Origin of the sequence: Nostoc sp. JL23 (genome assembly GCF_017115065.1) — a bacterium.
Classification (GTDB): domain Bacteria; phylum Cyanobacteriota; class Cyanobacteriia; order Cyanobacteriales; family Nostocaceae; genus Nostoc; species Nostoc punctiforme_A.
The window spans coordinates 1-22,732 of the sequence record NZ_JABXKN010000068.1 but is presented as its reverse complement, the minus strand read 5'-3'; the positions used below and the strand labels follow the sequence as shown (position 1 = coordinate 22,732).

Here is a 22,732-nt window from a genome sequence, read left to right as displayed (position 1 = left end):
GTTTCATTCTAAAATTGTGAAAATACCTATGGTTTTGTTAAAAAGGCCATTGAGTTGGAACAGTTCTATGGTTCTCTTGACCTACCCATCGTTTCGTCTGTTGCTTTACCTAGAGTGGCTGTTGTTAGCCACGGCAGTGTTCATGGAAGTTGTGCTGCCGTTTGAGTTGTCCTGGTCGTTGCTGTTACGAGTTGTTGCGATCGCAACTTTCAGCTTGATGGGTTTGAGACTACCGATGGTGAAGCTGGAAACAAAATTATTTTATACAGCCCTCGAATTCGGTTTAATTTTGCTACCAACAACTCAACATAGCTTATCTAGTCGCTCCGTTTTCCTGCTGTGTCTAGTACTGGTGATGCGGAGTTGTCTAATATTCAAGCGATCGGGACAGTTGCTTGTCTTAGGTTTATCTCTGCTTACTTATGGAACACTGGTTTTATCAAGACCGATTGTACCTGATAAGTTTATGAGAGAAAAGCTGATCGCCATGTCTTTGGATTGGCGATTAAGTAATATATTATTGTTTAGCTTAACGTTAGTATTCGCTTTATTGTTAATCAATGCTCTGCTTGCAGAGCGCCAAAGTCGAGAGCAGTTAGAAATTGCCCATCTACAATTAGAGATCACCAATCAACAACTGTGTCAGTATGCGCTACGGATTGAAGATCAGGCAACCTTGCAGGAACGCAATCGAATTGCCCGCGAAATTCATGATGGGTTAGGACACACTCTAGTTGCCCAAACTATTCAGATTAACAACACCCTGTTATTCTGGGAATCAAATAATGACAAAGCATTAACATTTCTCAAACAGGCAAAGGAATTGGGGGCTGAGGCGCTGCTAGAAATTCGGCGATCGCTTTCTCTTTTACGTTCAAATCCTTTGCAAGGGCAATCTCTCAAATCAGCTATTGAAAAGCTGCTGACAGATTTTCACCAAACCACAGGTATTGAACCATCCTGTAAAATTAACGTGCCGCACACTTTACCAACAGAAGTAAACACTGCACTATACCGTATTGTGCAAGAATCGCTGACAAATATTTGCAAACACGCTCAGGCGACAAGTGTCACCGTTGGACTACTAGCTCACGCTGGGATGATTCATCTGTCAATCGAAGATAATGGAAAAGGATTTAACCCCACTCAAAATACAACCGGATTTGGGCTACAAGGGATGCGAGAACGGGCGGTTGCACTGGGCGCTCAGTTGAATCTCCAGAGTCAACTAGGAACAGGTTGCTGTATTTCTGTTTGTTTGCCACTATCAAAGCTGTTGGTGTTTTAGTATGATTCAGATTTTATTAGTTGACGATCAGCATCTTATTCGTCAGGGACTTAAGAGTATGCTTGAGTCGAATGCAGAGATTCAGGTAATTGGTGAGGCGGAGAATGGGCAACGGGCACTCGAACAAATTCCCGCACTACAACCTGATATCGTGCTAATGGATGTTCGGATGCCTGTAATGGATGGAGTTGCCACAACAAAGGCGATCGCTCAACAATATCCTGACATTAAGGTTCTCGTCCTCACCACCTTTGATGATGACGAGTATGTTTTCCAGGCGATGCAGGTGGGTGCAAAGGGCTATTTGCTCAAGGATACCGAACCTGATGAACTAATGTTGGCAATTCGAGCCGTCTATAAGGGACAAACTCTGCTAGGTCCAGGATTGTTTGAGAAAGCACTCATGCCGATTGCCGTACCTATGCCATCCGTGGAACCCCCTCCAGAATTGGCGCAACTGACACCTAGAGAATTAGATGTGTTGCGGCTAATTGCTTCTGGAGCTAATAACCGTGAAATTGCTGAATCCCTGTTTCTTTCAGAAAACACTGTTAAAAATTATGTTACCAATATTCTGAGTCGGTTAAGTTTGCGCGATCGCACTCAAGCCGCTTTGTTTGCCCATTCGTTGTTTAGTGGACTTAAATAAAGAGATTTTTAACTCTCAATTTCTCGGTAATTTAATATATTGAAAACACGCCCTACTACTAGAAGGCAGCAGAACCTTTGTCATTTGTCATTTGTCATTCGTCATTCGTAATACTCTACGGGTAGGGTTGCGCCTATGTAATTAAGTTTTGACCATGATAACCGTACAATTACTCTTGCGAGAAATATTCTCGGCAATATTTCCTTGAATTGCTTGTTGTAGTAAACTTTCACGGCTAGCTCCCAGAACAATCACATCACTGTTATCAAGTTCTGCGCACTTCAGGACAGCATCAGAAACAGAATTGGCACGAACTGGAGTAGCCACCACTTTACCACTAACTCGGCGTTGGAGAAAGTGAACAGATTTATCTAATAATGTTGTGTCAGGAATGGAGTTAGTCGGCTGGAAAACCTGACATAGCTTGATTTGTGGTGATGTACTTAAAGAAGCCAGAGCAGGTAATAACTTAATTGCTTGGCTGGAGTTAGGGCCGCCTGCCATTGGCAACAACCAACGGTCAAAGGATCTTTTATCATCCAATTTAGCCAAGATAACATCACAACCTGCCTGTCGAATTATGGTATCCACGACTCGGCTAAAAACTCTACCAGGAGTTGATGTACTGCCTTTCCATCCCATCAGCACCAAGTCAATGTGTCGTTCTTTGACAGTCTCTAAAATTGCTCCAGCAACATTATGGGCAACTCGGATCTGAGTGTGAACGGGAATCCGCGAATTCTCTCCTAAAAGTATTGCCCGTTGCAAAAGTTGAAGACTTTTGCTGATTTGTACTGGTGTTTCCGATGGGATGCGGCTAGACGAAACGAGAATAACTTGTAGGCATTCTATTTCGTAATTGTGATCTTTGGCGATCGCAACTGCCATCTCTAGTAAAGTCTCGGCTGTCTGAGGATGTGAAAGTGGTACTAACAACCTTCCTTTGCCTGTAGCCGGAGCGCGAGTTTGGTAAACCACATAAGAAGGTGCTGATTTACGTTCTATTTGTTCGCTATTACCACTGAGTTGCTCTGCTTCTACACGGATAATATCACTACGAGTAATAATTCCTATGAGCTTACGACCTTCTGTAACAGGCAAGCAGCTGAGGTGATAACGATTGAGTATATGCAGTACATGAGCCAGTGTCGCTGTGGGAGTTACTGTCACTGGCTCTGGTGTCATAATCTCGCTAATAGTTGTATCTTTGCCTAACTGTTGCGAAGCAATATTAACTAAATCTTTTTGAGTGAGAATGCCAACAACTTTACCATTCTCTAAAACTGGGAAGTTGCGATGGTGAGAGTGAGAAAATGCCTGTACTGCTTCATCGGTACTCATTTGGCTAGAGAGAGTTTCCACACGCCGTTGCATCACATCTACAGCACTCAGTTGTGCTAAAAGCCCCTCTGTGCTTGGCTCCTTGGTGATGTGAATTCCTTTCCACTCTAGTAAAAGGTCGTAGAGCGATCGATGGTCAATTTTTTCTGCTACTAAATAGGCAACCACAGACGCAATCATTAGCGGTAGCACCAGATTGAAATCTGTTGTCATCTCAAACACAATGACAACTGCTGTAATTGGCACCTTAGAGACGGCGCTAAAAAAGGCAGCCATACCCACATGAGCATAGACTGTTGCAGCACTCATTCCCAGTAAACTGTGTTCGACAGCACCCACTAAGTAACCAAGGGCAGCACCCAAGGCTAAGGTGGGAACTAGTAAACCCCCTGGCGCTCCAGAGCCGTAGGTAAAAATAATTAGGGTAAACTGAACTAAAAGAGCGATCGCTGCAAATGACCAGTTAGTATTACCCGCAAGCAAAATTTCTCTTAAGCCAGCATGATCGCGAAAAGCAGCAGGTAAAAAGGCGATCGCCACACCACTGACTAACCCAGCGATTCCAATTCGCCAGGGTAAACTCAACCTTACCAGGCGGCGGTTAATTGCTAGACTCTCAAGAATACCTTTATTAAACAGAATGCCTAGAAGTCCCGCCAGCACTCCCAAAATCAAGTAGAAAGGGATTTCCTGAGCGAAGAAAGTTGTATCGGGAAGACCTAAATTTAAATGATTCAGATCCAAGCTGTGACTACCATAGAGCCGGGAAATGACTGAAGCGATGAAAGAAGCCAAAATCGCAGTACCAAGAGTGATACCTGATACATCTTGGAGTAATTCTTCCACTACAAAAAGCACACCTGCGATCGGTGCATTAAAAGCCGCAGCTAATCCAGCCCCGGCTCCAGCGGCGATCAGTTGACGACGATGCTCTGGTGAAGTTGGTACCCAGTTACTCAGTTGATTTGCCAACGCTGCCCCAATTTGGACAGTTGGTCCTTCCCGTCCCAAAGGCATTCCCGAACCCAACACTAATGTCGCGCTGATCAACTTTACCAAAGCAATCCGCAGATTTAACGGCATTGGTACGCGAGCCAATACGGCTTTGACTTCAGACATCCCACTACCTGATGCTTCCGGTGCAAAACGCTCTACTAGCCAACCAGCTAAAATTCCCCCTACTAATCCAATACCCGGTAGCACTAAGTAGGCAGGTAAAAGGTAAGAAACACGCACTCGCAATGCGCCTGCCCAATCAACTGCCTGTCCTAACAGAACTGCCGCTAACCCAGAAACTAGACCAATCAGGCAAGCTTCCACGAAAGCCAAGCGCCTGGGTTGAACCAACTGACGAGAAAGCCTCAACCAGAGAATTTTACCCCTGGCTAACATATTTTTAGCAATCACTTGTCATTAATGAAGGTATATAAATGTCTGAAATGTCTTACCGTTCACCCTATTCATAGCTTTTCGTAAAAAAATGAAATCAGAATGAAATTTTTCTATGCCTAAAGATAGATATATGCAGTACTAGTACAGTGCATATAATAAATTGTATTTAAAAATACAGCTTTAATACAGCCAACTATAGTCATTTGCGTTTGTTTCTTTCATATCTTCATAAAGCCAAACCAAATAAAGTTTGGTGTTGTGTAGAATTTGCTAATTTGCTGTCAATCCTCTGAAGATTTGTAAGTATTCTATCTACCTTTATATACAGCAAAATGAATATCTGTGTGCGGTTAACATATCTAATCTAAGAATTATGTCAAATCACAGCATTTTTTACTTTTCGCTTTTTTAAGAAACCAGACATAAATGGCCGCTCAAAGAATAAGTAAAAACAGTAAGCAATGATTAATGACATTGCCGTGCCTAGTAAATAGGATGCGGCTGCAAACATATCTGGTGAGATGGGTAGATAAAACAGAAAGTAACGCACGAAGACTAAAACTAGCCCATACATCAGATATAGGCTGCATGGCAAACGCATCTATAGCGCTTCTCGGTTGAGTCCAATACAGACCTAACCCCCAGCCCCTTCCCTACGAGGGAAGGGGAGCAAGATTCAAAGCCTCTCTCCTTTTAGGAGAGAGGTTTGGAGAGAGGTCAGAGTGTATTGCATCCACGTGAGAACCGCTATAAATTACTCTTGACCACGACCAAGATTCAGAATCAACGCTCATAATCAGTATTTATCGCTTGGTCTAGTTTGCAGAACTCAAAGCGATCGCCTAAAGTTTTAGCAAGAAGCATAAGTTAATGAGATTGATTTATTTCATGGAGTTTTCCTTTCTTGAAGGACGTATTGGGGGTGTGATTTATTTCGAGGATATAAAAATTGGGTTAATTGCAGTATCGGCGGATTATCCCCCTACCGATGCGGTTAAGTATTCACGTTTTTCTGAGATAATTCAACTGTCGGCTCCTAATCGCAACGATGTCTACGACGGGCTACGCCTACGCAGTTGAGATTCACTCTTTAATGTATAGTCAAGGGAATCCCGTTATCTTTGGGTTTTAAATTGAGAATAAATGGCACAGCTTTCAATACCCAATCGGATACGGGTGTATAATTAGCAGCTTCTTCTCCAAAGCTAATAGAAAGCATATCTGTATGAATAATACCTGGATTGAGGGGTATAGCTGCCATACCATTCGGCAATTCTTGTGCCAAAGAACGAGTTAATCCTTCTATTGCCCACTTGGAAGCACAATATGGTGCAACTTGGGCTGAAGTCGAACGTCCCCAGCCAGAACTAAAGTTAACAATAATACCCCGTTTGTTTTTCACCATTGCTGGTACGAAATGGCGAATTATATTCGCTACTCCTTTGATATTGATATCTATCAGCTCAGAAAATTCTTCAGATGGTATTTCCCACAAAGGCGCTGGGTAATTAGTAATTGCCGCATTATTAATCACTATATCTGGCGGTTCATATTTTTGAAGTACGTCTTGGGCCCATTTTTTTACAAGCTGTTCATTTGCCACGTCTACAGATGTGAAATCGTTGGGCGCACTAAATTTATGGCATATTTTCTCGAGCGCATCTGATGAACGGGCACAACCAATAACAGTATGTCCCTGTTGAATAAAACCCTCGGTCATCGCATAACCTAGACCTTTACTTATGCCTGTAATTAAGATGAGCTTACTCATATTTTTCTGTTATTCCTGTTCTGAATCAATAATTCGTGGGAAAAAATAACCATTACCTCTTGCTGTGATAATGAATTCTGGGTCGTTGGGGTCGGATTCTACCTTTGTCCGCAATCGTGAGATATGCACATCTACTACACGGGTATCTGTATTCATCTCTGGTATAAAGCCCCACAATTGTTGTAATATTTCTAATCGCGAAAAAATCTTTCCTGAATGATTCACTAACAACTCTAATAAGCTAAACTCCACACCTGTCAACCGAATGCGTTGCTCATTTTTGTAGACTTGCCGTTTATTGATATCGATTTTGAGATTGCCCACATGGATTATCCCAGAGTTAGGAATAATGTTTACACTGTTTTTGTAGGAGCGCCGCTTTAGTACGCAGGCAATTCGAGCTTCCAGTTCTTTGGGTGAGAAAGGTTTCGTCATGTAGTCATCAGCACCAAGTTCTAGCCCAGTTATTCGGTCTGCGACATCTGCCAAGGCTGTTAGCATGATGATTGGCACGTCTGACTCTTTCCGTAATTCTTGACACACACCGTAGCCATCTAGTTTTGGCATCATCACATCCAGAACTATCAAATCAGGGGTCAACAGGCGAAAAGCTGACAAAGCTTCTTCACCATCACTAGCTGTAACTACGCTGTAGCCAATCATTTCTAGCCGCGTCTGTAAAATTCGGCGGATGCTGGCTTCGTCATCTACTACTAAGATTGTGCCTTTATCACCTGATAAGTTTCTCAACGCTGTTCCTCCACAGCGAGAACTCTCAACCATCTATTATCTGCTCATTAGGAGTCAAAATCACAAAACAGTATTGACTTACAGTTATGATCAAGAAGCGATCGCTTAATACTTGCATCTGTCCTCCTATTGTGCTAGGACATCTGCACGAAAAAGAAATTTGTACTCAATTGATAAATTCTTACAATTAGGGACTCGTATTTTCAATCTTATAAGTTACGGCTAACTATAACTATAAATTCAATACCTCTGCCAATTTACGAGGGTTCAACGCCTGTAGAAACCGTATGAATACGTCCTAGAGAAGTAAGCTTGGCAAAAATCTGGGTTAATAAAATAGACTCAGGCATTTCAGGAAGCATTTTTAACATTTCACGAACATATTGTGTAATTAATTTTGTTTATCTACTTATCGTGAGTTTATCTCAGCGGTTTCTGAATTTTTGTCGCCTCTGCTAAATTCTTTTCAATGTCAACACCGTAGTAACTAACGTTGGCATCCGCATCTGTACGTGTTGCCATGAAATATGCCAGTTTGCCGCCCAAACAAAAGCCCACACTGCCGACCTTGCCTGTGCTGCTGGGATTACTGCCGCAGAAAAGACAGACTTGCCTTTAGGTCTAGTTGCTATTTAGACTTTGACCAAATTAAACAGCGTTGCTGAATGCAAGTATGAACAGATCGCTAGCGCCATCAGCCTGTTTGAAATAGACACCAGGAAGATAAAGCAAGTACGGCATGATTTTGCTCTCCTTAGTACAACATTTCATTAATTCATAGCGAATTAACTTTGGCAGAATTCTGTGTACCTACCCTGCGGGAAGGCGTTCGCGTAGCGTCTCCAAGAATTGCGCCTATGCCTTTACCTCTATGTGACTCTGCGTTTAAAAAAGTTACGAACTTATGCAAAGCTGTACTTAGACAAAAACTGCAACGAAGATGCTTGTCGCATTGCTTTCTGCACCAATTTCGCCTTCATAAAACAACAGCATCTATTTCATATCCTGACGACGAATTTGTTCCTGGAAGTAGTCGCGCCAGCTTTCGGGTAAGGCTTCAAGGTGAGCAGCTTGGTGAAGTAACTCTGGATTGTTCTGCTCACGAGTATAAAGCTGAGTGATATTAGCAACAGTAATATTGTTGTCATCCCGACTCACCAACTCTAAAGTGTCTCCGGCTCCGACTTCGCCCTCTTGCAAAACACGAAAGTAAAATCCGGTTCGACGACTTGCAAGAAATCGTTTAACCATATCAGGTCGTCCAAACCGAATCCCAAGTTTGTAACAGGGTAGGCGAGGTTGTGTAACCATCAGTTTTACAGTGCCGATATGAAAGCGATCGCCAATATTCACTTCCTCTTCTCTCAGTCCAGTGGTCGTGAAATTTTCACCAAAGATGCCTAATGGCAGTTCTATATCAGGCAATTCGCCTCGCCAGTAATCGTAATGCTCGAACGGATAGACATAAACTGCTTTGTCTGCTCCTCCATGAACAGTTAGATCGGCTTGCCCATCACCGTCTAAATTGAGCGATCGCAGCATCACTCGTTCGCTGACTGGTTCTTTAAAAATTCCAGTGCTAACTGTTTTCCCTTTCCAGGTTACTTCACGCGGCAGCCCGACGTTTACAGAGATGAGTTTCATGAGAATTTTAAATTGAATCAACAAATAAGTTAATTAAAGGAGTGCTTGATGGATTAAAGGTGTAATGATAGCGATGTTCTTCACCAACTCATCGGAGAGAGAAAATCGCTGTTTTAAGTAATTGGGATCGTTGTAACTCACCCACACTTTGCCGTCAGTCGCTTCCCATGCCAGTACTTTCAGGGGTAAATCCAGGGCGATCGTTGGTTCTGCAACCATGAGGGGAGTTCCGGCTTTCGGGTTGCCAAACAGCAACAATTGCGTCGGAGGTAGGCTTAGTCCGACTTTTTCGGCTTCAGCCTGTTGATCGATGCGGGCAAAAACGGTGATGTCTTTTGCTTGAAGGATGGCTGCAAAGCGATCAATAGTTTCAGTCACTGCATACGGGCTAATCTGGTTGACGATGCCGTTGTTTGCATTCATAGCAGTGGATTCCTTGCAGGATAAAAACTGAGTAATATTGTTGCACTTATCACAGCGGCTTAAGCGATAGAGCGGTTAAGCCAGTCCTCGAAACGGGTCGAACCGATAAGCGATTTGTCTCCTGGAATGAGAGTGCGATCGTCCAGTTCTGTGCCGAAGTAGCGGGCTTGGGTGTCTGTGACGACCTGACGGGGATCGTGGTTTGCGCTCAGGAATCGGCGGATGAGTTCGTCAAAATGGAGTCGGTCTGGACCTGCTAGCTCAATGATGCCGTTCACGGGTTCTCCCAGGGTGATATCGACTAGCGCGGCAGCTACGTCATCTGACATGACGGGCTGTATAAAGGCAGACGGCAAGCGAACCGTTTGCTCATCGGTGGCAGATAGGGCGATCGCACCCATGAACTCGAAGAACTGCGTGGCACGAAGGATTGTATAAGGTACTCCTCCAGACTTGATCAGGTTCTCTTGAGCAGCTTTCGCACGCATATAACCGCTGTCGGGGATGCGATCGGCACCGACAACTGACAGCGCAACGTGATGACCTACACCAGCGATCGCCTCTGCTGCAAGCAGGTTCCGGGATGACTTCTCGAAGAACTCCAACACCGCCGCGTCCTCGAAGGACGGTGAGTTCGTCACATCAACGACAACCTTGGCACCCACTAGCACCTCAGCTAATCCCTCACCTGTGACAGCATTGACACCAGATGAAGGAGATGCTGCCACCGCCTCGTGACCGCGCTCACGCAGATTGTTTACGAGTTTCTTGCCAATCAGTCCATTACCACCAATTACAACAATTTTCATGACAAAATCTCTTATAAGCTAGAGAACAATTAATTTGCCTTTTCTAGAGTGGAACGAATCGACCACTCCGACAAAAATTGGATAAAGTCAGCGATCGCCAAGCATGGTCTGCAAAGTGTGATCGCTAAAAATTGATAATACCAATTTTACAAGTTGTCGCTACACATCTCCGTCTTGACAGAAAGACGTTCGACCTCTGCTTTTTTGGTAACATTTGCCTGTACTGCGATCGCCTTTCCACCTGCGCTGGTAATTTCATTAACCACGCGATCAGATGCTTGTTTACTAGAGGCGTAATTGACAACTACGGCTGCACTTCGGTTGCCAGATGTTTGGCAATTGAAGCACCAATTCCTTTAGATGCCCCCGTCACAACGGCAATTTTTCCCTCTAGTTTTTTCATGATGATTTCTTCGGATCGGGCAGCGTGAACTCGACAGTTTCGCTAGTGATTACTTTGTGCGTGGGGTCAGCTAGTTTGATTAGTACCTTGGCCAGGTTCCAGTCCGACCAGGATCACCGTTTCCCCACTGGCATCGACAAAGTGCCACGGCGCGTCGTCAACGGTGATGTGGATATGACCGATGCGCGGCGATACTTCGAGGGCACCCTTGCCGAACACCGGCAACACGCGCAGGTTCTCCGTTCGATACTGGATAAAGACGCTTTGATCCCTTCAGGTCGTACAATATTAAGGGTAATTGAATAACCATCAGCAGTAATCGTCTTTTGGGATTCTTCAATGCCTGAAAGGTCTACTGATACAGAAGCCTGTGCATCTACAAGGACTTGACGTGCAACGAGCGCTGTGAGTTTCTCCAGCGCCACAGCCCCTGAATTCAGCACTTTCAAAAATTCCTTTACTCCTTTGGAAAGACGTGGATCATCCGCAACTTCCAAAATTTTTACTGCTTGGGAGTTTGCTTGAGCAACCATGACATTCTCCTTTAAGAAATTGTAAACAATCTGTTGAGATGGCACTGTTAAATTAATTGATTTAACAGTACTGCTTGATAAGCAGTAATTGTAGAATGACAATTACTTTTTACCGACATTGTTTAAGAGCCAAAACTATTTGTTACTGGTGGTTAGCTTAGTGTTCTCTACAACGTGAGTGGTCAGAAAGCGACGGATATGGTCTGCGATCGCATCACCTTCTTCTTCTAAGGCAAAATGTCCGGTATCAAGTAAATGCAACTCCACGTCTTTTAGGTCGCGCTTGTAGGGATGAGCGCCTTCTGGGGGGAAGATGTAGTCATTCTTACCCCAAACAATCAGGGTTGGTGGCTGATATTTGCGAAAATACTCCTGCCATTGCGGATATAATGGTGGATTAGTGCCATAGCTATACAGCAGCGCCAGCTGAATCTCATCGTTTCCTGGGCGATCGAGGAACAATTGATCCATATTCCAGGTATCAGGGCTAATTGCTTCTAAATTGCGAACGCCGTTGGTATATTGCCATTTCGTGGTTTCCAAATTGACAAGGTGTTTAAGCTTGTCAGCATTCTCAGGCGATCGCTCTTGCCAGTAAGCCTTAATTGGGTTCCAAAATTCACGCAGACCTTCTTCGTAAGCATTCCCGTTTTGGACAATCAGCGCTTCTACTCGCTCTGGATATTTAGCTGCAATTCGATAGCCAATGGGAGCGCCATAATCCATTACGTAAAGGCTATATTTCTTGAGATCGATCGCAGCAATAAATTTTTCCACAATCTCAGCCAAATTATCAAACGTGTAGTCAAACTCATTTACGGTTGGCATTGAACTGTTGCCGTAACCTGGATAATCGGGTGCAACCAGATGGAAGCGATCGCCAAGCGCAGATATCAGATTGCGGAACATGTGAGATGAGGTCGGGAAGCCGTGCAACAGTAGAATTGTTGGATTACTGCGGGAACCAGCTTCTCGATAAAAGATATCCAAACCATCGATCGAAACTGTACGATATGTGGTCATGATTTTACTCCTTGTAAGGTTATATAGACTACTGCTTCTACGCAAAACTTTCACGTCGCGCATCTCGTTGACATTCAAACTTGTGCCATACCACCATCGACAAACAGTTCGATGCCGTTCACAAAGCTGCTGTCATCCGAGGCAAGGAAAACAACTGCCTTAGCAATTTCGTCCGGTGTGCCTACCCGCCCCAGGGGGATAGTGTCAACCTGGCTGGCCACAAATCCCTGTACCTGTTCATCACTCAATCCCATGAGATTGTAGCCAGGAGTAGGAACCACACCGGGGCTGATGGCATTGACGCGAATCTTGCGCTCTTTGAGGTCAAGTATCCAGTTACGGGCAAACGAGCGCACAGCGGCTTTGGTCGCGCTGTAAACACTGAAGGCTGGAGTACCCTTAATCGAAGTGATCGAAGCATTGAGGATGATCGATGAACCCTCTGGCATCAACGGCAGTGCTTTCTGTACGGTGAAGAGTAAACCCTTGACATTGGTATTAAAAGTCTTATCGAAATGCTCCTCAGTAATCGAGCCAAGTGGAGCAAGTTCGCCGCCTCCAGCGTTAGCGAAGAGGATATCGAGGTGTCCTTTCTCCTGCTTAATCGTAGTGTAAAGGCGATCGATATCTGCGAGATTGGACACATCACTCCCAACAGCAGTGACATTTTCTCCAATTTTTTTCACTGCAGCATCAAGTTCGTTTTGACGACGACCAGTGATAAAGACGTAAGCGCCCTCTTGTACAAAACGTTGGGCTGTAGCGAGTCCGATTCCACTGTTACCACCTGTCACCAGTGCGATCTTACCTGTAAGTTTACCCGCCATAAAATTTCTCCGTTTGTGTGAATTTTGTATTGATGTTTGCCTTCAATGCACCAGACAATTACGCAATCTGTCTTGTTCTAGGAGAAACTATAAAAGTCGCTGAACGATACCGCTTATTTACTGCGATCGCCTGTCGCAGGCAATGGTAGTAGTTTCCCTCGCAGCAACAGCCGTACTGTTCCCAGAGCAATACTGCCAATCACGATATTTACGCTAATGAATAGCAGCACTGCCAGGGGCACTGGCAACGATTGCACTGACAAAACCACCCGCGACTGTAGGCAGGTAAAGAATGGGTGTGATCGTTTCTGGCTTACGTCCTCCCATCCATAGCCGACCGGAACGATATATGCCAAAGCTCAACTGACCAATTGCACCCACAACAAATAATGCAACGGCGATCGCACGGGAGTAGGGCGCGATCGCTAGCCCTACAATCACCCTAGACACAGGCACCAACCCGATAAAGCAACACAAAACAGGATGCTCAAACTCAGTTAGGGCATCTGCTCTCGCCCACAGCCATTTGCTGACATAGAGCAGCAATAACACGAGCCAGATTACAACTGTAAGCAGCATAATTGCTTCGCCAATCCAGGCGGGGAGGTGCCAGAGTTTAGCAGCTACTCGCCAACAACTACCCAATCCCACTAAACCCAGAATCATGCTGAAAAAGGAAGCAGGAATTGTGATGCGATAGTCTTTCAATACAGTAGGCTTTAGACGTGATTTTCTCATGGTCTAGCTTCCTGGCAGCAATAAAGAGATGCAAGCGATCAAATATGCAACTCTACGATTCGTCCCCAAAGTGAGTACTTATCAGAGTGCGAGCCAACATCACCTCATGCCGAGGGTAAGGTTCCGGGCGGTCCCAGAATTTCGTCGCCGATCTCGGTGGAAATGCGATCAAACAGCGCCATGTCCGGTGCTTCCGTCTCATCCTCTGTACCAACTGCTGCGATTAGCCGAGCAAAGCTACTCGGCGCAGCAACGACCAACCCGCGAGCTGGCTGATCGCTGAGTGCAGCGACTACGTGGGGCGTGCCAGCAGGAATCAGGAAGCTTTCACCACCATTCAACACAACCTTGTTTTCACCCGCCCAGACCGTGAACTCCCCTTCTAGGACGTAGAGTTGTTCGGAATAGCGCGTGTGGCGATGGGGGGGTGTTTGTGTGCCGGGAGGGAAGTAGCCTTCGATCAGATCGTACTGACCTCCGGTAGTGGTGTGATCGGCAACGATGTTGAGGCGAGTGCCAAAAAGCCAGAGAGATTGTGCCATCAGATTTCTCCTGTTGATTAATTGCTTGTGTAATAAGCAGTAATTTTGGTTGTGTGGTTAAGAACCAGAAAACTTAATGACTTGCAGTGATAATAGCTGCCATCAACTGCTCAATTTTCCAGCGATGCCTGCGGCGGGCTACGCCTACGCTATACCGAATTCCATTAATAAACAGTGCTGGGGTAGCCATTACTCCACTGTATAATCCACTTTGAATATCTTCATTGATGCGATCAATGTACATTTTTTTAGATATATCTTGTAGAAATTGGGAAATATTAAGTCCGAGATTATTGGCATACTCCACCAGATAGCCATTTCCCAACTCTTGTTGATGGCTGAACAGCATTTCATGCATTGGCCAAAATTGACCTTGGACAGCAGCAGCTTCAGCAGCTTCAGCCGCACGTTGAGCATGAGAATGAATCTCTATCTGTGGAAAATGACGGAAGATGAAACACAAATAATTCTCCCCCAAAGAAACACTAAGCTGTTGCCCAATGACTTTAATCAGCCTGTAAGCGTCTGCACTCTCTTGACATTGATAGTCCCCATACATCACCAGCACTGCGGTCGCATTCAGCACCCCTTTTATATGATCTTGTGTTGAAGGTGGGACGAATAACAAACTGCGGTCACGGTCAAAACTCACTGATACCTCCGGCGGTTGTATGCTCGTCGCCAGCGCTGAACATACAACCCTCTTTCTACTTTCTTTGTGTAAAGTAAACTTATATCTTGCAACTAAATTGCTATCAATGTTTGACTGAATTAAATATATGCAATTAACTCTAACATGTCGTCCCCTAGAAGTTGAAACTTTTGCTCAATAGAGTGATTGATAAATCAGTCCATCTCAAAATCTAAGGTTGGCTCCAACTAAAGTTGGAATCTAAATTTGAACTTTAGTACAACTTTCTTACAAATTGAATTCACAAAAGAGAGCGATGGCCTGTTGTCCATCTTCTGCTTGAGCAATCACCGTCATCTCTGGGTCACGGTTAATAATGGTTGTCAATCCTTGCCTAACAATGGAATGATCGTCAACAATCAGAACCCGAATATTCGTTGATTGGCTCATAATTATTAAGAATTAGAAATTGAGCTACTACAGGTTGCGTTTGTAACCAGTGCATTTTTAATAATATTCTCACTCTCGATTTACAATGACAACAATTTCTGTTCCTTGCCCAGGTTGGCTCTGAATACTCAGTTGCGCTCCAAGATGTTCTGCTCGCTCGCTCATTCCCAGTAATCCAAATCCGCCAACAGATGGGATCGTAGCAACCCCAAAACCCCGTCCATTGTCTTTAACGCGCAGAATACATTGGGCATTGTCATATACCAACTCAATACGAATTTCGGCAGCATCAGCGTATTTTATGGCATTGGTTAATGCTTCCTGCCCAATCCGTAATAAATGATTTTCAACCTCGGTTGGCAAAGAATAGGCTGTGCCTTTGATTTCGCAGATCACAATGGTATCGGTAGAAGCTCTCATTTGAGTCACGAGGCGGTGCAGGGCACTCTGCAAATTGCCTTCTGACAACATCTGAGGGCGGAGCGCTGCCACCGATCGCCGCGCCTCAGAAAGCCCAATGCGTGCCAGTTCATCAATCATTTCCAGATGTTCCTGAGTTGCTTCTCGATCATCCGCCAGCACTTGCATTGCCGCTCCGACTTGGAGCAGAATGCCTGTGAAGGACTGTGCCAGGGTATCGTGAATTTCTCGCGCCATCCGGTTGCGTTCTTCCAGAATTGAGGCGTGTTCGGCTCTTTTGCGTTCACGCAGTGCAGCGTTTCGCTGTTCGCTAATATCCGTGATGAGACTGTAGAAGCCTCTCACTTGAGCATTGCGATCAAAATCGGGGATCAAGGTCGCACTGATGCAGTGTCTACCAAGCGAAGAAGGGATTTCTGCTTCCAGGGTTACAGTTTGCCCTTCAAACACTTGATTAATAGACGGCTCAACCCGTTGATAAACCGTCTCACCTAAAAGTTCATGAACAGATTTGCCCAGAATCTCATCACGGTTACGGCTAAACCAAACCTCATGGGTACGGTTGATAAATTGATAGCATCGATTGGCATCCACATAGCTGATCAGAGCCGGTAGAGCGTCGGTGATCAGCCGTAATTCTTGTTCTCGACTGCGCAGTTCTGCTTCGCTTTGCTGTAACGCCGCTGTTCGTTGGGCTACCTGTTGTTCTAAGGTGCGGTTGTAATTCGCTAAAAGATTTTCTGCTTTTTTACGTTCCGTAATATCTTCAAAGGCTACGATCGCATAAGCCACATTGCCCTGTTCGTCAAAAACTGGAGTTCCCCACACTTCAATGGGAATGGTGGTGTTATTTTGGCGAATTTCTAAATCTTTGACTTTCGCCACTGCTCCCCAGCGAGCGTAGCAGTAGTGCGCTTCTTTCATATAAGTTTGAGCAATCTTTTTCCTGCCACGAGATAGGTAAAATTTGGCAGCTAATTCATAGGCTAATGCTTCTTCTTGCAAATACTCATTGTCTCTAGCTCCTTGAATTGCTTGTTCGTAGAACTCTTCTGCCTCAAGTAACTGACCCAAAACTCGTGCAATCTCTGCTTCCACTAAATAATATTTATGCAAATAATTCATTGGCGCATAAACTGCCCATTGCTTCATTTGCTCCTGGATAACAGCAACGTTTTTGAGAATTTCCTCTTGCGCTTGAGCGCTGCTTCCAGGAAATATTGCGAGTCTTGCTAGAGAGCTATAGAAGTAGTGTAAAGGAACGAGGGGTGTTGCACTGACGCGGATTACATGACTTTCCGCTATGGCTGCGTTCTCAGACGCCTGAACATACTCAGAAAATAGATAACATAGAATAAGTTTGTTGAGATGTACCAAAAAGAGTATAACTGCATCTTGTATTTCATGATGTGGCAGTCTATTTTCCTCGTTGTAGGATTCGCCAACGAGACGGGATGGATTGACCGAGCATCCCATCAAATTTAAAACAGACTGCTGAAATATTTGAGTCCAAGTGAGTGATGTTGTCTGTTTAATTTGATAGATTGCTTCACAGTATGTTGCCATCTCGTGTTCAACCTCTACAAGTTCTTTTCCAACGATAAAGAGTTGGAGGCAGTAAGTGAAAGCGCAATAGGCAGCAAACTCTAAATCTCCAGTTTCCAGACCACTTTGATAAGCTTCCAGAAATGGTTTCGATGTTTCTCTAATATGCTCTACTATAGGCAATCGCTGCCTTTGCTTTCTGTCCTGTGATTAAATTTAATCTAGCAATTTCATTGCGTTCTGGTTGCTGACTGACAAGCTCAATCCCATGATTCAAATGATCAACGATTTCAAATAACCTATCTGATAGGCACTCCGGTGAAGTTTTGCATAGTAGATTGTGACCAATTTGTAAATGAACAACTTGTTTTTGCGACTCATCTATTAAGATATATGCTGCTTGCTGCACGCGATCATGCAAGAACTTATACTCTTGAATTAACAAGTTTTCATCTAATTCAGATAGCGGTTGAATTAATCCAACTTGCATTACTGCTTGTAAATCTTGGAAAACCGTTTCAGGTGGTTGATCACAAACAATCGACAACGTATCTAAATTAAATTCAGCACCAATGCAAGCAGCTAACCGAAGGATTTTCTGTGTATTATCTGGCAGTTTTTTCAACTTGTGAAGCATCAACTCCACAACATTATCAGTAATATTTCGGGCTTGAATCTGAGCAATGTTCCACTGCCAGCCTCCTCTCTGACCTCCTTTAGTAAGGGGGTCAAAGGTCAACAGATTTTCGCTATACAGCGTCCTCAAAAATTCATTGACAAAGAAAGGATTACCCTCGGTTTTACGCAACACCAACTGAGCTAAGGAACGAATGGTGTCATTATTGTGATGTAGTGTCTCGGCAATCAACTGATTCAACGGTTCCAGCGTTAAGGGTGTCAGGATAATTTCTTGAAAAACTACTTCTTGTTTTCGCAGTCTTTCTAGCATTAACGCCAGTGGATGCGTTGAATTTACCTCATTATCTCGATATGCTCCAATTAAAAATAGGGATTGGATTTGCTCATCTAGCAGCATCAACTCGATTAACTTCAGCGTTGCTGAGTCTATCCACTGCAAATCATCTAGAAAAATAACTAGGGGATGTGACTTGTCACAAAACACCCGTACAAACGATTGAAAGATCCGATTGAAGCGATTTTGAGCTTCAGTTGCGCCAACTTCCGGCGCAGGTGGCTGCTTGCCAATAATTAACTCAACTTCTGGGATGACATCAATAATGATTTGTCCGTTGGTTCCTAAAGCTGCAAGCAGACGCGATCGCCACTGTTGTACTTGTTCGTCTGCTTCAACGAGCAATTGCTGCACCAATTTTTGCAGAGCATCTGCGATCGCAATGTAGGGAATATTGCGCTGAAATTGATCAAATTTCCCAGAGATAAAATAGCCGCGCTTTTGGGTAATTGGTTTATAGATTTCCTGAACTAACGCAGATTTTCCAATGCCAGCATAGCCAGATACTAACATCATTTCGACTTGGAATTTTGGATTGCCCCCTTGTTTCTTGTGTGAAGTAGTTTCCGAATTGTTTGATAAAGCAGCGATGCGATTTGACTCTGAACACGCTACGCGATTGTCCTTCCCTGCGGGAGGCTGCGCCAACAGACACGCTATGCGATTGTCCTCCGGACACGCTACGCGAACAAACGCCGCCAGTAACATTGCAACTTCCTTGTCCCGCCCATAAAGTTTTTGGGGAATTTGAAACCGATCGCAAACGTCTTGAAGCCCAAGTTGAATGCTAGAGATTTGACCGATTTCTTTTAATTGGTCAGCACAGATTTCTAAATCCGCTTTGATTCCCCAAGCACTCTGATAGCGATTTTCAGCATTTTTCGCCATCAGTTTGAGAATGATATCTGAAACTGGCTTGGGAATCGTTGTATTTATTTCATTAGGCGGAATAGGATGTTTGGCAATATGACAATGGACTAGCTCCAGCACGTCTGTGGTGGGAAATGGTAGTTGTCCAGTGAGCAGTTCGTAGAATGTCACACCAAGGGAGTAAAAATCGCTGCGGTAATCGAGTAAACGGTTCATCCGCCCGGTTTGCTCTGGAGATAGGTATGCGAGTGTCCCTTCTAAAACATGAGGATTCTTGAAAGTCGGATTTGTGTGGTTAAATTGGGTGGCAATTCCAAAGTCAATAATTTTGACAACGCCAGTATCCAGATTCAGGACTATGTTTCCAGGGTTGATATCTTTATGAATGATATTGGCTGCATGGATTCTGCCTAGAATATCGCTTATAGCGATCGCAACACATAGAAAAGTGGATAAAGGCATGGGGCAGAAGATATCTGGGCGCTTGTGCATCCATTTCTCTAGGGACTCTCCCCCAAAATCTTCTAAGAGAATCACCAGAGTGCGTTGATAGTCATGCTGGCTGTATGCCTTCACCACTCCCTCCAAGTTGAGGGAACGGGTAATTTTATATTCCTGTCTGTAGCGGGTTAGTTCTTGGGGAGAGGGATAATCAAGCTTTAGCATTTTTACGACGATCCCTACTCCATCGTCTCTGATGCCCCGATAAACTAGAGAGTTAGAACTTTCATATATCTTGTTTTGAATGGCAATACCAGGTAGAGCAATCATAGAGCAACTCTTGAGGTATGATCTGGCATAACTCAAACTATACAGCAATTCTTATTCTGAGAATAATTACTTGCTGTTTGCTCCCATCAAGAATAAGTTTGGTGAAATAAGAGATTGATAACTAAACTTTAATTTCCGACTTCAAAACATTCAACACTTTTTCTCCCAAAGCGTTTAAATAAGGTCGATTTAGCTTACCCATCGGCTCTAAAAAGTTCTGCATTGATTCCTCTAGTGTGCCCGAATATACTCAACTGATGTGATCGTAGGCGAGCAATCACTCCTAGAGAAATGCCAGCTATCGACATCTTTCATCTAAGGAACGCGAGCGATCGTTTCCAACATATAAAACCGAGCGTAGGAATGATTTCCGTACACGACATCAACAATGAATACAAAAAAACGACAATCAATCAAATCAAAACTTTCATGGTGCATTCCTCCAAAATCAGAACACATTACTGATTTACAAATTCCGATATCTGGCTGACTTACTTAGACCGCTAATTCATTTCAGTTCTTTACTGACTTTGCCGTCAAGAGAGTGGGCTGTTTCTCGTAATTCTCGTACTTCTCGTTGTAAAAAGAAGTTGAGAAAGGTACGGATACCAGTAATCGCTGCAAGTTTTGCCACTGCATCCCATGAGGGGGAAATAGCTGTGCCAACGATATCGGCAGCTAATAGAAATTCCAGTGCTAAGGCTAACACCACACCTAGTTCTAAACGGATCGTTTCTTGGACAACCCGATCGCGTCTCCAGAGATGAAAGATTTTTCGGAGTGTGAGAATGAGTGCCATTGCAACTGTTAAAACTGCAATGCCTTCCAGAAAAACTTTCAAAAACATCGCGAATTCTTGCAATAGTCCTTCCGCCAAAAGTGTGAACTTAGAGGTGTGTTCTACACCAGAGGCAGAGTCTAAGACAATGGCTATCCAAAGCATAAACTGACGTACCTATCTAGGCTTATCTGTTCGAGTGAGGGTGATGCTGGAAATGAGGCAGTTTGACATTTTTGAAAATACTGGGGTAATTAAAAGCGTGATAGAGTTTTCCAGTCAGAACATCCCGTTCGCCTAACGTGAACAGCCGAAACGCCCCCACAGCGATCGCTCCAATAAACTGTCCAATCACAAAGCCAACAAAATCTCGGAGGTGCATTTTGCCGTGTATCCAAAATGCGAGTGAGACAGAAGGATTGATGTGAGAGCCACTCAGTTTCCCGATTGGAGAAACGGCTACAATCGCTCCACTGCCAGCAAAAATTAGTCCCGTAATCAGTCGCCGAATGCTTGAATCAGGCACAAGCTGTTCTATTGGCAAACCGTACCCAAAGTTAAAGACGATTGCACTCAAGCCGATGAAAATATTGAAAGCGGCTCCCAGGAATTCTGCAAAGTATTCGCGCCAATGCCACTGATTCGGAATACTAGAATTCATAGTTATGATTTTTGTCAAGGGGCTTGCGTTAACGCCAAGCAATTAGCTAGAAAAGTCTCTCTAGTGATTGCCGGGTTGACTCTACTGCATTGTTAATTTGTGGTTGCAGTCTGTTACCTAAAAGAGCAACACCACCTGCCACAGCAGTATTTATGTCTGGCATTAACGAAGCTTTGATGGATGTCTTTAGCGAATTCTCATCAAGGTTTTTTAAGTTTGCAATTTTCACGTTGATAGCGTTAATTTGCGATTGCAATTTATCACAGCAATCGCATTTACCAGCACAATTTAGCGCTGATTGCATACTCCCAATCACGCTCTCAGTACTCATATATTTAGCCGCAATTCCGATTTTTTAATTGATTAGCAAGTCCTTCAACTTGGGCCCACTCACTGTTGCTAATACACTTGCCACTGCATCCAGTCCCACAGGCGACTTCACATTCACTCAATGAAGGGTACAAACCTGGTGTTCCGTAAGTTGTTTTTGGCGTACAAGCCCCATTGATGCAGTCATGCGCCACGCTTGGCGCTACCGTCGTACAACTTGGATCGTCCTTAACAAAGGTTTTACTACTGGAATAAAGGGTGCTACTTGGATCGTTAATGCTTGCAGATGCAAGCGACCTGTTATCTGTGCCGACACAAAGCAAACTCCACACAGTAGTCGAGCCTGAGTTCAGAGTCCAGGTAGGATTATCAAGCTCGTACCCGGTGTATGTATCAAGCCCCGAAAATGTTGGGTGTCCTGACCAATTATCGTAAAGTTGCCAAATGCCCGGACAACCTCTAGGGTCTGTTGCGTTTGGCATTAGTAATTGTCCGGATCAATTGTTGCAGCCGTATCAATTTTTGCAAGGCTAAAAGTTAGCTGGTCTTGCCTGTATGCAGTGTTGTCAGTTCCTCTTGTGGTGAAACTCGAAAAGCCGTCCGCAACGATTAAAGACTGGTCAATATTTGCATCGAAATTAGCTTGAGTAAGATAACTTTTGGCTTGGATTGCGATCGCAACCAAATGACCTTCTGCTGTCGCAGTAGTTGGAGTTGCCAATCCTGCTGCTGTCAAAGCTGAGTCAGGAATAAATAGTCCCGCGCTTGATGTTGTCGCTCCACTGGACAGCCGTGTTGCTCCGGTTCCAAAAATTTGAACAATTGTAGGTTCTGCCATACAAATAAATCTGATTTGATGAAGTGATAAATCCGTTGTATGGCTGATTGAAATTTATGTAAATGTTCCACTTTTATGTAGAAGTGGAACATTTACGGATGCCGTGTATCCTTTGCCAGCATTAGGATTGAGCCAATATTTGCTGATAGTGAATATTTAGGTAATTCCACTTTCACCTCTGAACTAGGTAAAAGCGGAATACGAGAAGTTTATTTTTTTATATCTATGACAAAGAATAACAGAAAGGGAAAAGCTGCCGTATTAACAGATGGTGAATAATGAACTACCTCTAACTGGCTTCGCCTGAGTTAGAGGTTTCTACATCCTCTAAC

General features: G+C 44.1%; 21 protein-coding genes and 5 pseudogenes. 3 read left to right on the top strand and 23 right to left on the bottom strand.

Translation table 11 applies throughout. The features are described 5' to 3' along the window. Positions 1–67 precede the first annotated feature (67 nt). Positions 68–1,288 (top strand): sensor histidine kinase, encoded by a 1,221-nt coding sequence (locus HWQ42_RS14410; RefSeq protein WP_242060639.1) that lies wholly within the window; start codon positions 68–70, stop codon positions 1,286–1,288. A 1-nt stretch (position 1,289) separates the two neighbouring features. Next, complete coding sequence (locus tag HWQ42_RS14405) at positions 1,290–1,937, top strand: response regulator transcription factor (RefSeq protein ID WP_292813092.1); 648 nt, start codon at positions 1,290–1,292, stop codon at positions 1,935–1,937. A gap of 141 nt (positions 1,938–2,078) precedes the next feature. Here HWQ42_RS14405 and HWQ42_RS14400 read toward each other — a convergent pair whose 3' ends face one another. Further along, positions 2,079–4,670 (bottom strand): chloride channel protein, encoded by a 2,592-nt coding sequence (locus HWQ42_RS14400; protein WP_292813166.1) that lies wholly within the window; start codon positions 4,668–4,670, stop codon positions 2,079–2,081. 376 nt (positions 4,671–5,046) lie between these two features. After that, a pseudogene (locus HWQ42_RS14395) lies at positions 5,047–5,256 on the bottom strand (acyltransferase); the annotation flags it as partial. Between the two features lie 284 nt (positions 5,257–5,540). Between HWQ42_RS14395 and HWQ42_RS14390 the strand changes: the two are divergent. Beyond that, a complete protein-coding gene (locus tag HWQ42_RS14390; RefSeq protein ID WP_292813090.1) occupies positions 5,541–5,750 on the top strand; it encodes a hypothetical protein in 210 nt (69 codons plus the stop codon). A gap of 10 nt (positions 5,751–5,760) precedes the next feature. On the opposite strand, the gene HWQ42_RS14385 is transcribed toward HWQ42_RS14390, so the two are convergent. The 21 genes and pseudogenes from HWQ42_RS14385 to HWQ42_RS14290 form a co-directional block, all read right to left on the bottom strand. Further along, entirely contained in the window at positions 5,761–6,441 is a 681-nt protein-coding gene (locus HWQ42_RS14385; protein ID WP_292813087.1) for an SDR family oxidoreductase, read from the bottom strand. Between the two features lie 9 nt (positions 6,442–6,450). Next, entirely contained in the window at positions 6,451–7,224 is a 774-nt protein-coding gene (rpaB, locus tag HWQ42_RS14380) for a response regulator transcription factor RpaB (protein WP_292813085.1), read from the bottom strand. Positions 7,225–7,611: 387 nt separating this feature from the next. Next, positions 7,612–7,770, bottom strand: a pseudogene (locus tag HWQ42_RS14375) (dienelactone hydrolase family protein); the annotation flags it as partial. Positions 7,771–8,184: 414 nt separating this feature from the next. Then, positions 8,185–8,835: an MOSC domain-containing protein gene (locus HWQ42_RS14370; RefSeq protein WP_292813082.1), complete on the bottom strand. Its 651-nt coding sequence runs from the start codon at positions 8,833–8,835 to the stop codon at positions 8,185–8,187. A gap of 33 nt (positions 8,836–8,868) precedes the next feature. After that, positions 8,869–9,258: a DUF302 domain-containing protein gene (locus HWQ42_RS14365; protein WP_292813079.1), complete on the bottom strand. Its 390-nt coding sequence runs from the start codon at positions 9,256–9,258 to the stop codon at positions 8,869–8,871. Between the two features lie 59 nt (positions 9,259–9,317). Further along, positions 9,318–10,067 carry an SDR family oxidoreductase gene (locus HWQ42_RS14360; protein ID WP_292813076.1) on the bottom strand — a complete coding sequence of 250 codons (750 nt, stop codon included), beginning with the start codon at positions 10,065–10,067 and terminating at the stop codon, positions 9,318–9,320. Positions 10,068–10,466: 399 nt separating this feature from the next. Beyond that, positions 10,467–10,689, bottom strand: a pseudogene (locus HWQ42_RS35555) (DUF6130 family protein). Continuing rightward, on the bottom strand, positions 10,584–11,105 hold the full coding sequence (locus HWQ42_RS14355; RefSeq protein WP_292813074.1) for a hypothetical protein: 522 nt from the start codon (positions 11,103–11,105) through the stop codon (positions 10,584–10,586). Before HWQ42_RS14355 ends, HWQ42_RS35555 begins: the two are co-directional and overlap by 106 nt. Before the next feature lie 33 nt (positions 11,106–11,138). Then, positions 11,139–12,026, bottom strand: a complete 888-nt coding sequence (locus HWQ42_RS14350; RefSeq protein ID WP_292813071.1) for an alpha/beta hydrolase — start codon at positions 12,024–12,026, stop codon at positions 11,139–11,141. 74 nt (positions 12,027–12,100) lie between these two features. After that, positions 12,101–12,853 carry an SDR family oxidoreductase gene (locus tag HWQ42_RS14345; protein WP_292813067.1) on the bottom strand — a complete coding sequence of 251 codons (753 nt, stop codon included), beginning with the start codon at positions 12,851–12,853 and terminating at the stop codon, positions 12,101–12,103. A gap of 213 nt (positions 12,854–13,066) precedes the next feature. Continuing rightward, entirely contained in the window at positions 13,067–13,591 is a 525-nt protein-coding gene (locus HWQ42_RS14340) for a hypothetical protein (RefSeq protein WP_292813064.1), read from the bottom strand. Positions 13,592–13,695: 104 nt separating this feature from the next. Beyond that, positions 13,696–14,133 carry a cupin domain-containing protein gene (locus HWQ42_RS14335; RefSeq protein ID WP_292813062.1) on the bottom strand — a complete coding sequence of 146 codons (438 nt, stop codon included), beginning with the start codon at positions 14,131–14,133 and terminating at the stop codon, positions 13,696–13,698. Between the two features lie 73 nt (positions 14,134–14,206). Then, on the bottom strand, positions 14,207–14,785 hold the full coding sequence (locus HWQ42_RS14330) for a DsbA family protein (protein WP_292813059.1): 579 nt from the start codon (positions 14,783–14,785) through the stop codon (positions 14,207–14,209). 279 nt (positions 14,786–15,064) lie between these two features. Further along, positions 15,065–15,214 (bottom strand): annotated as a pseudogene (locus tag HWQ42_RS14325) (response regulator transcription factor); the annotation flags it as partial. 69 nt (positions 15,215–15,283) lie between these two features. Further along, a pseudogene (locus HWQ42_RS14320) lies at positions 15,284–19,793 on the bottom strand (AAA family ATPase). A gap of 315 nt (positions 19,794–20,108) precedes the next feature. Then, positions 20,109–20,252, bottom strand: coding sequence for a hypothetical protein (locus tag HWQ42_RS14315; protein WP_292813055.1), 144 nt, complete (start codon positions 20,250–20,252; stop codon positions 20,109–20,111). A gap of 49 nt (positions 20,253–20,301) precedes the next feature. Then, positions 20,302–20,736 (bottom strand): DUF1622 domain-containing protein, encoded by a 435-nt coding sequence (locus tag HWQ42_RS14310; protein WP_292813053.1) that lies wholly within the window; start codon positions 20,734–20,736, stop codon positions 20,302–20,304. Between the two features lie 22 nt (positions 20,737–20,758). After that, positions 20,759–21,232 (bottom strand): aquaporin, encoded by a 474-nt coding sequence (locus tag HWQ42_RS14305; protein WP_292813051.1) that lies wholly within the window; start codon positions 21,230–21,232, stop codon positions 20,759–20,761. 46 nt (positions 21,233–21,278) lie between these two features. Continuing rightward, complete coding sequence (locus tag HWQ42_RS14300; protein WP_292813049.1) at positions 21,279–21,563, bottom strand: hypothetical protein; 285 nt, start codon at positions 21,561–21,563, stop codon at positions 21,279–21,281. A 4-nt stretch (positions 21,564–21,567) separates the two neighbouring features. After that, positions 21,568–22,044 carry a hypothetical protein gene (locus HWQ42_RS14295; RefSeq protein WP_292813047.1) on the bottom strand — a complete coding sequence of 159 codons (477 nt, stop codon included), beginning with the start codon at positions 22,042–22,044 and terminating at the stop codon, positions 21,568–21,570. Then, positions 22,044–22,400: a hypothetical protein gene (locus HWQ42_RS14290; protein WP_292813045.1), complete on the bottom strand. Its 357-nt coding sequence runs from the start codon at positions 22,398–22,400 to the stop codon at positions 22,044–22,046. The genes HWQ42_RS14295 and HWQ42_RS14290 overlap by 1 nt, the downstream gene beginning before the upstream one ends. Positions 22,401–22,732 lie beyond the last annotated feature (332 nt).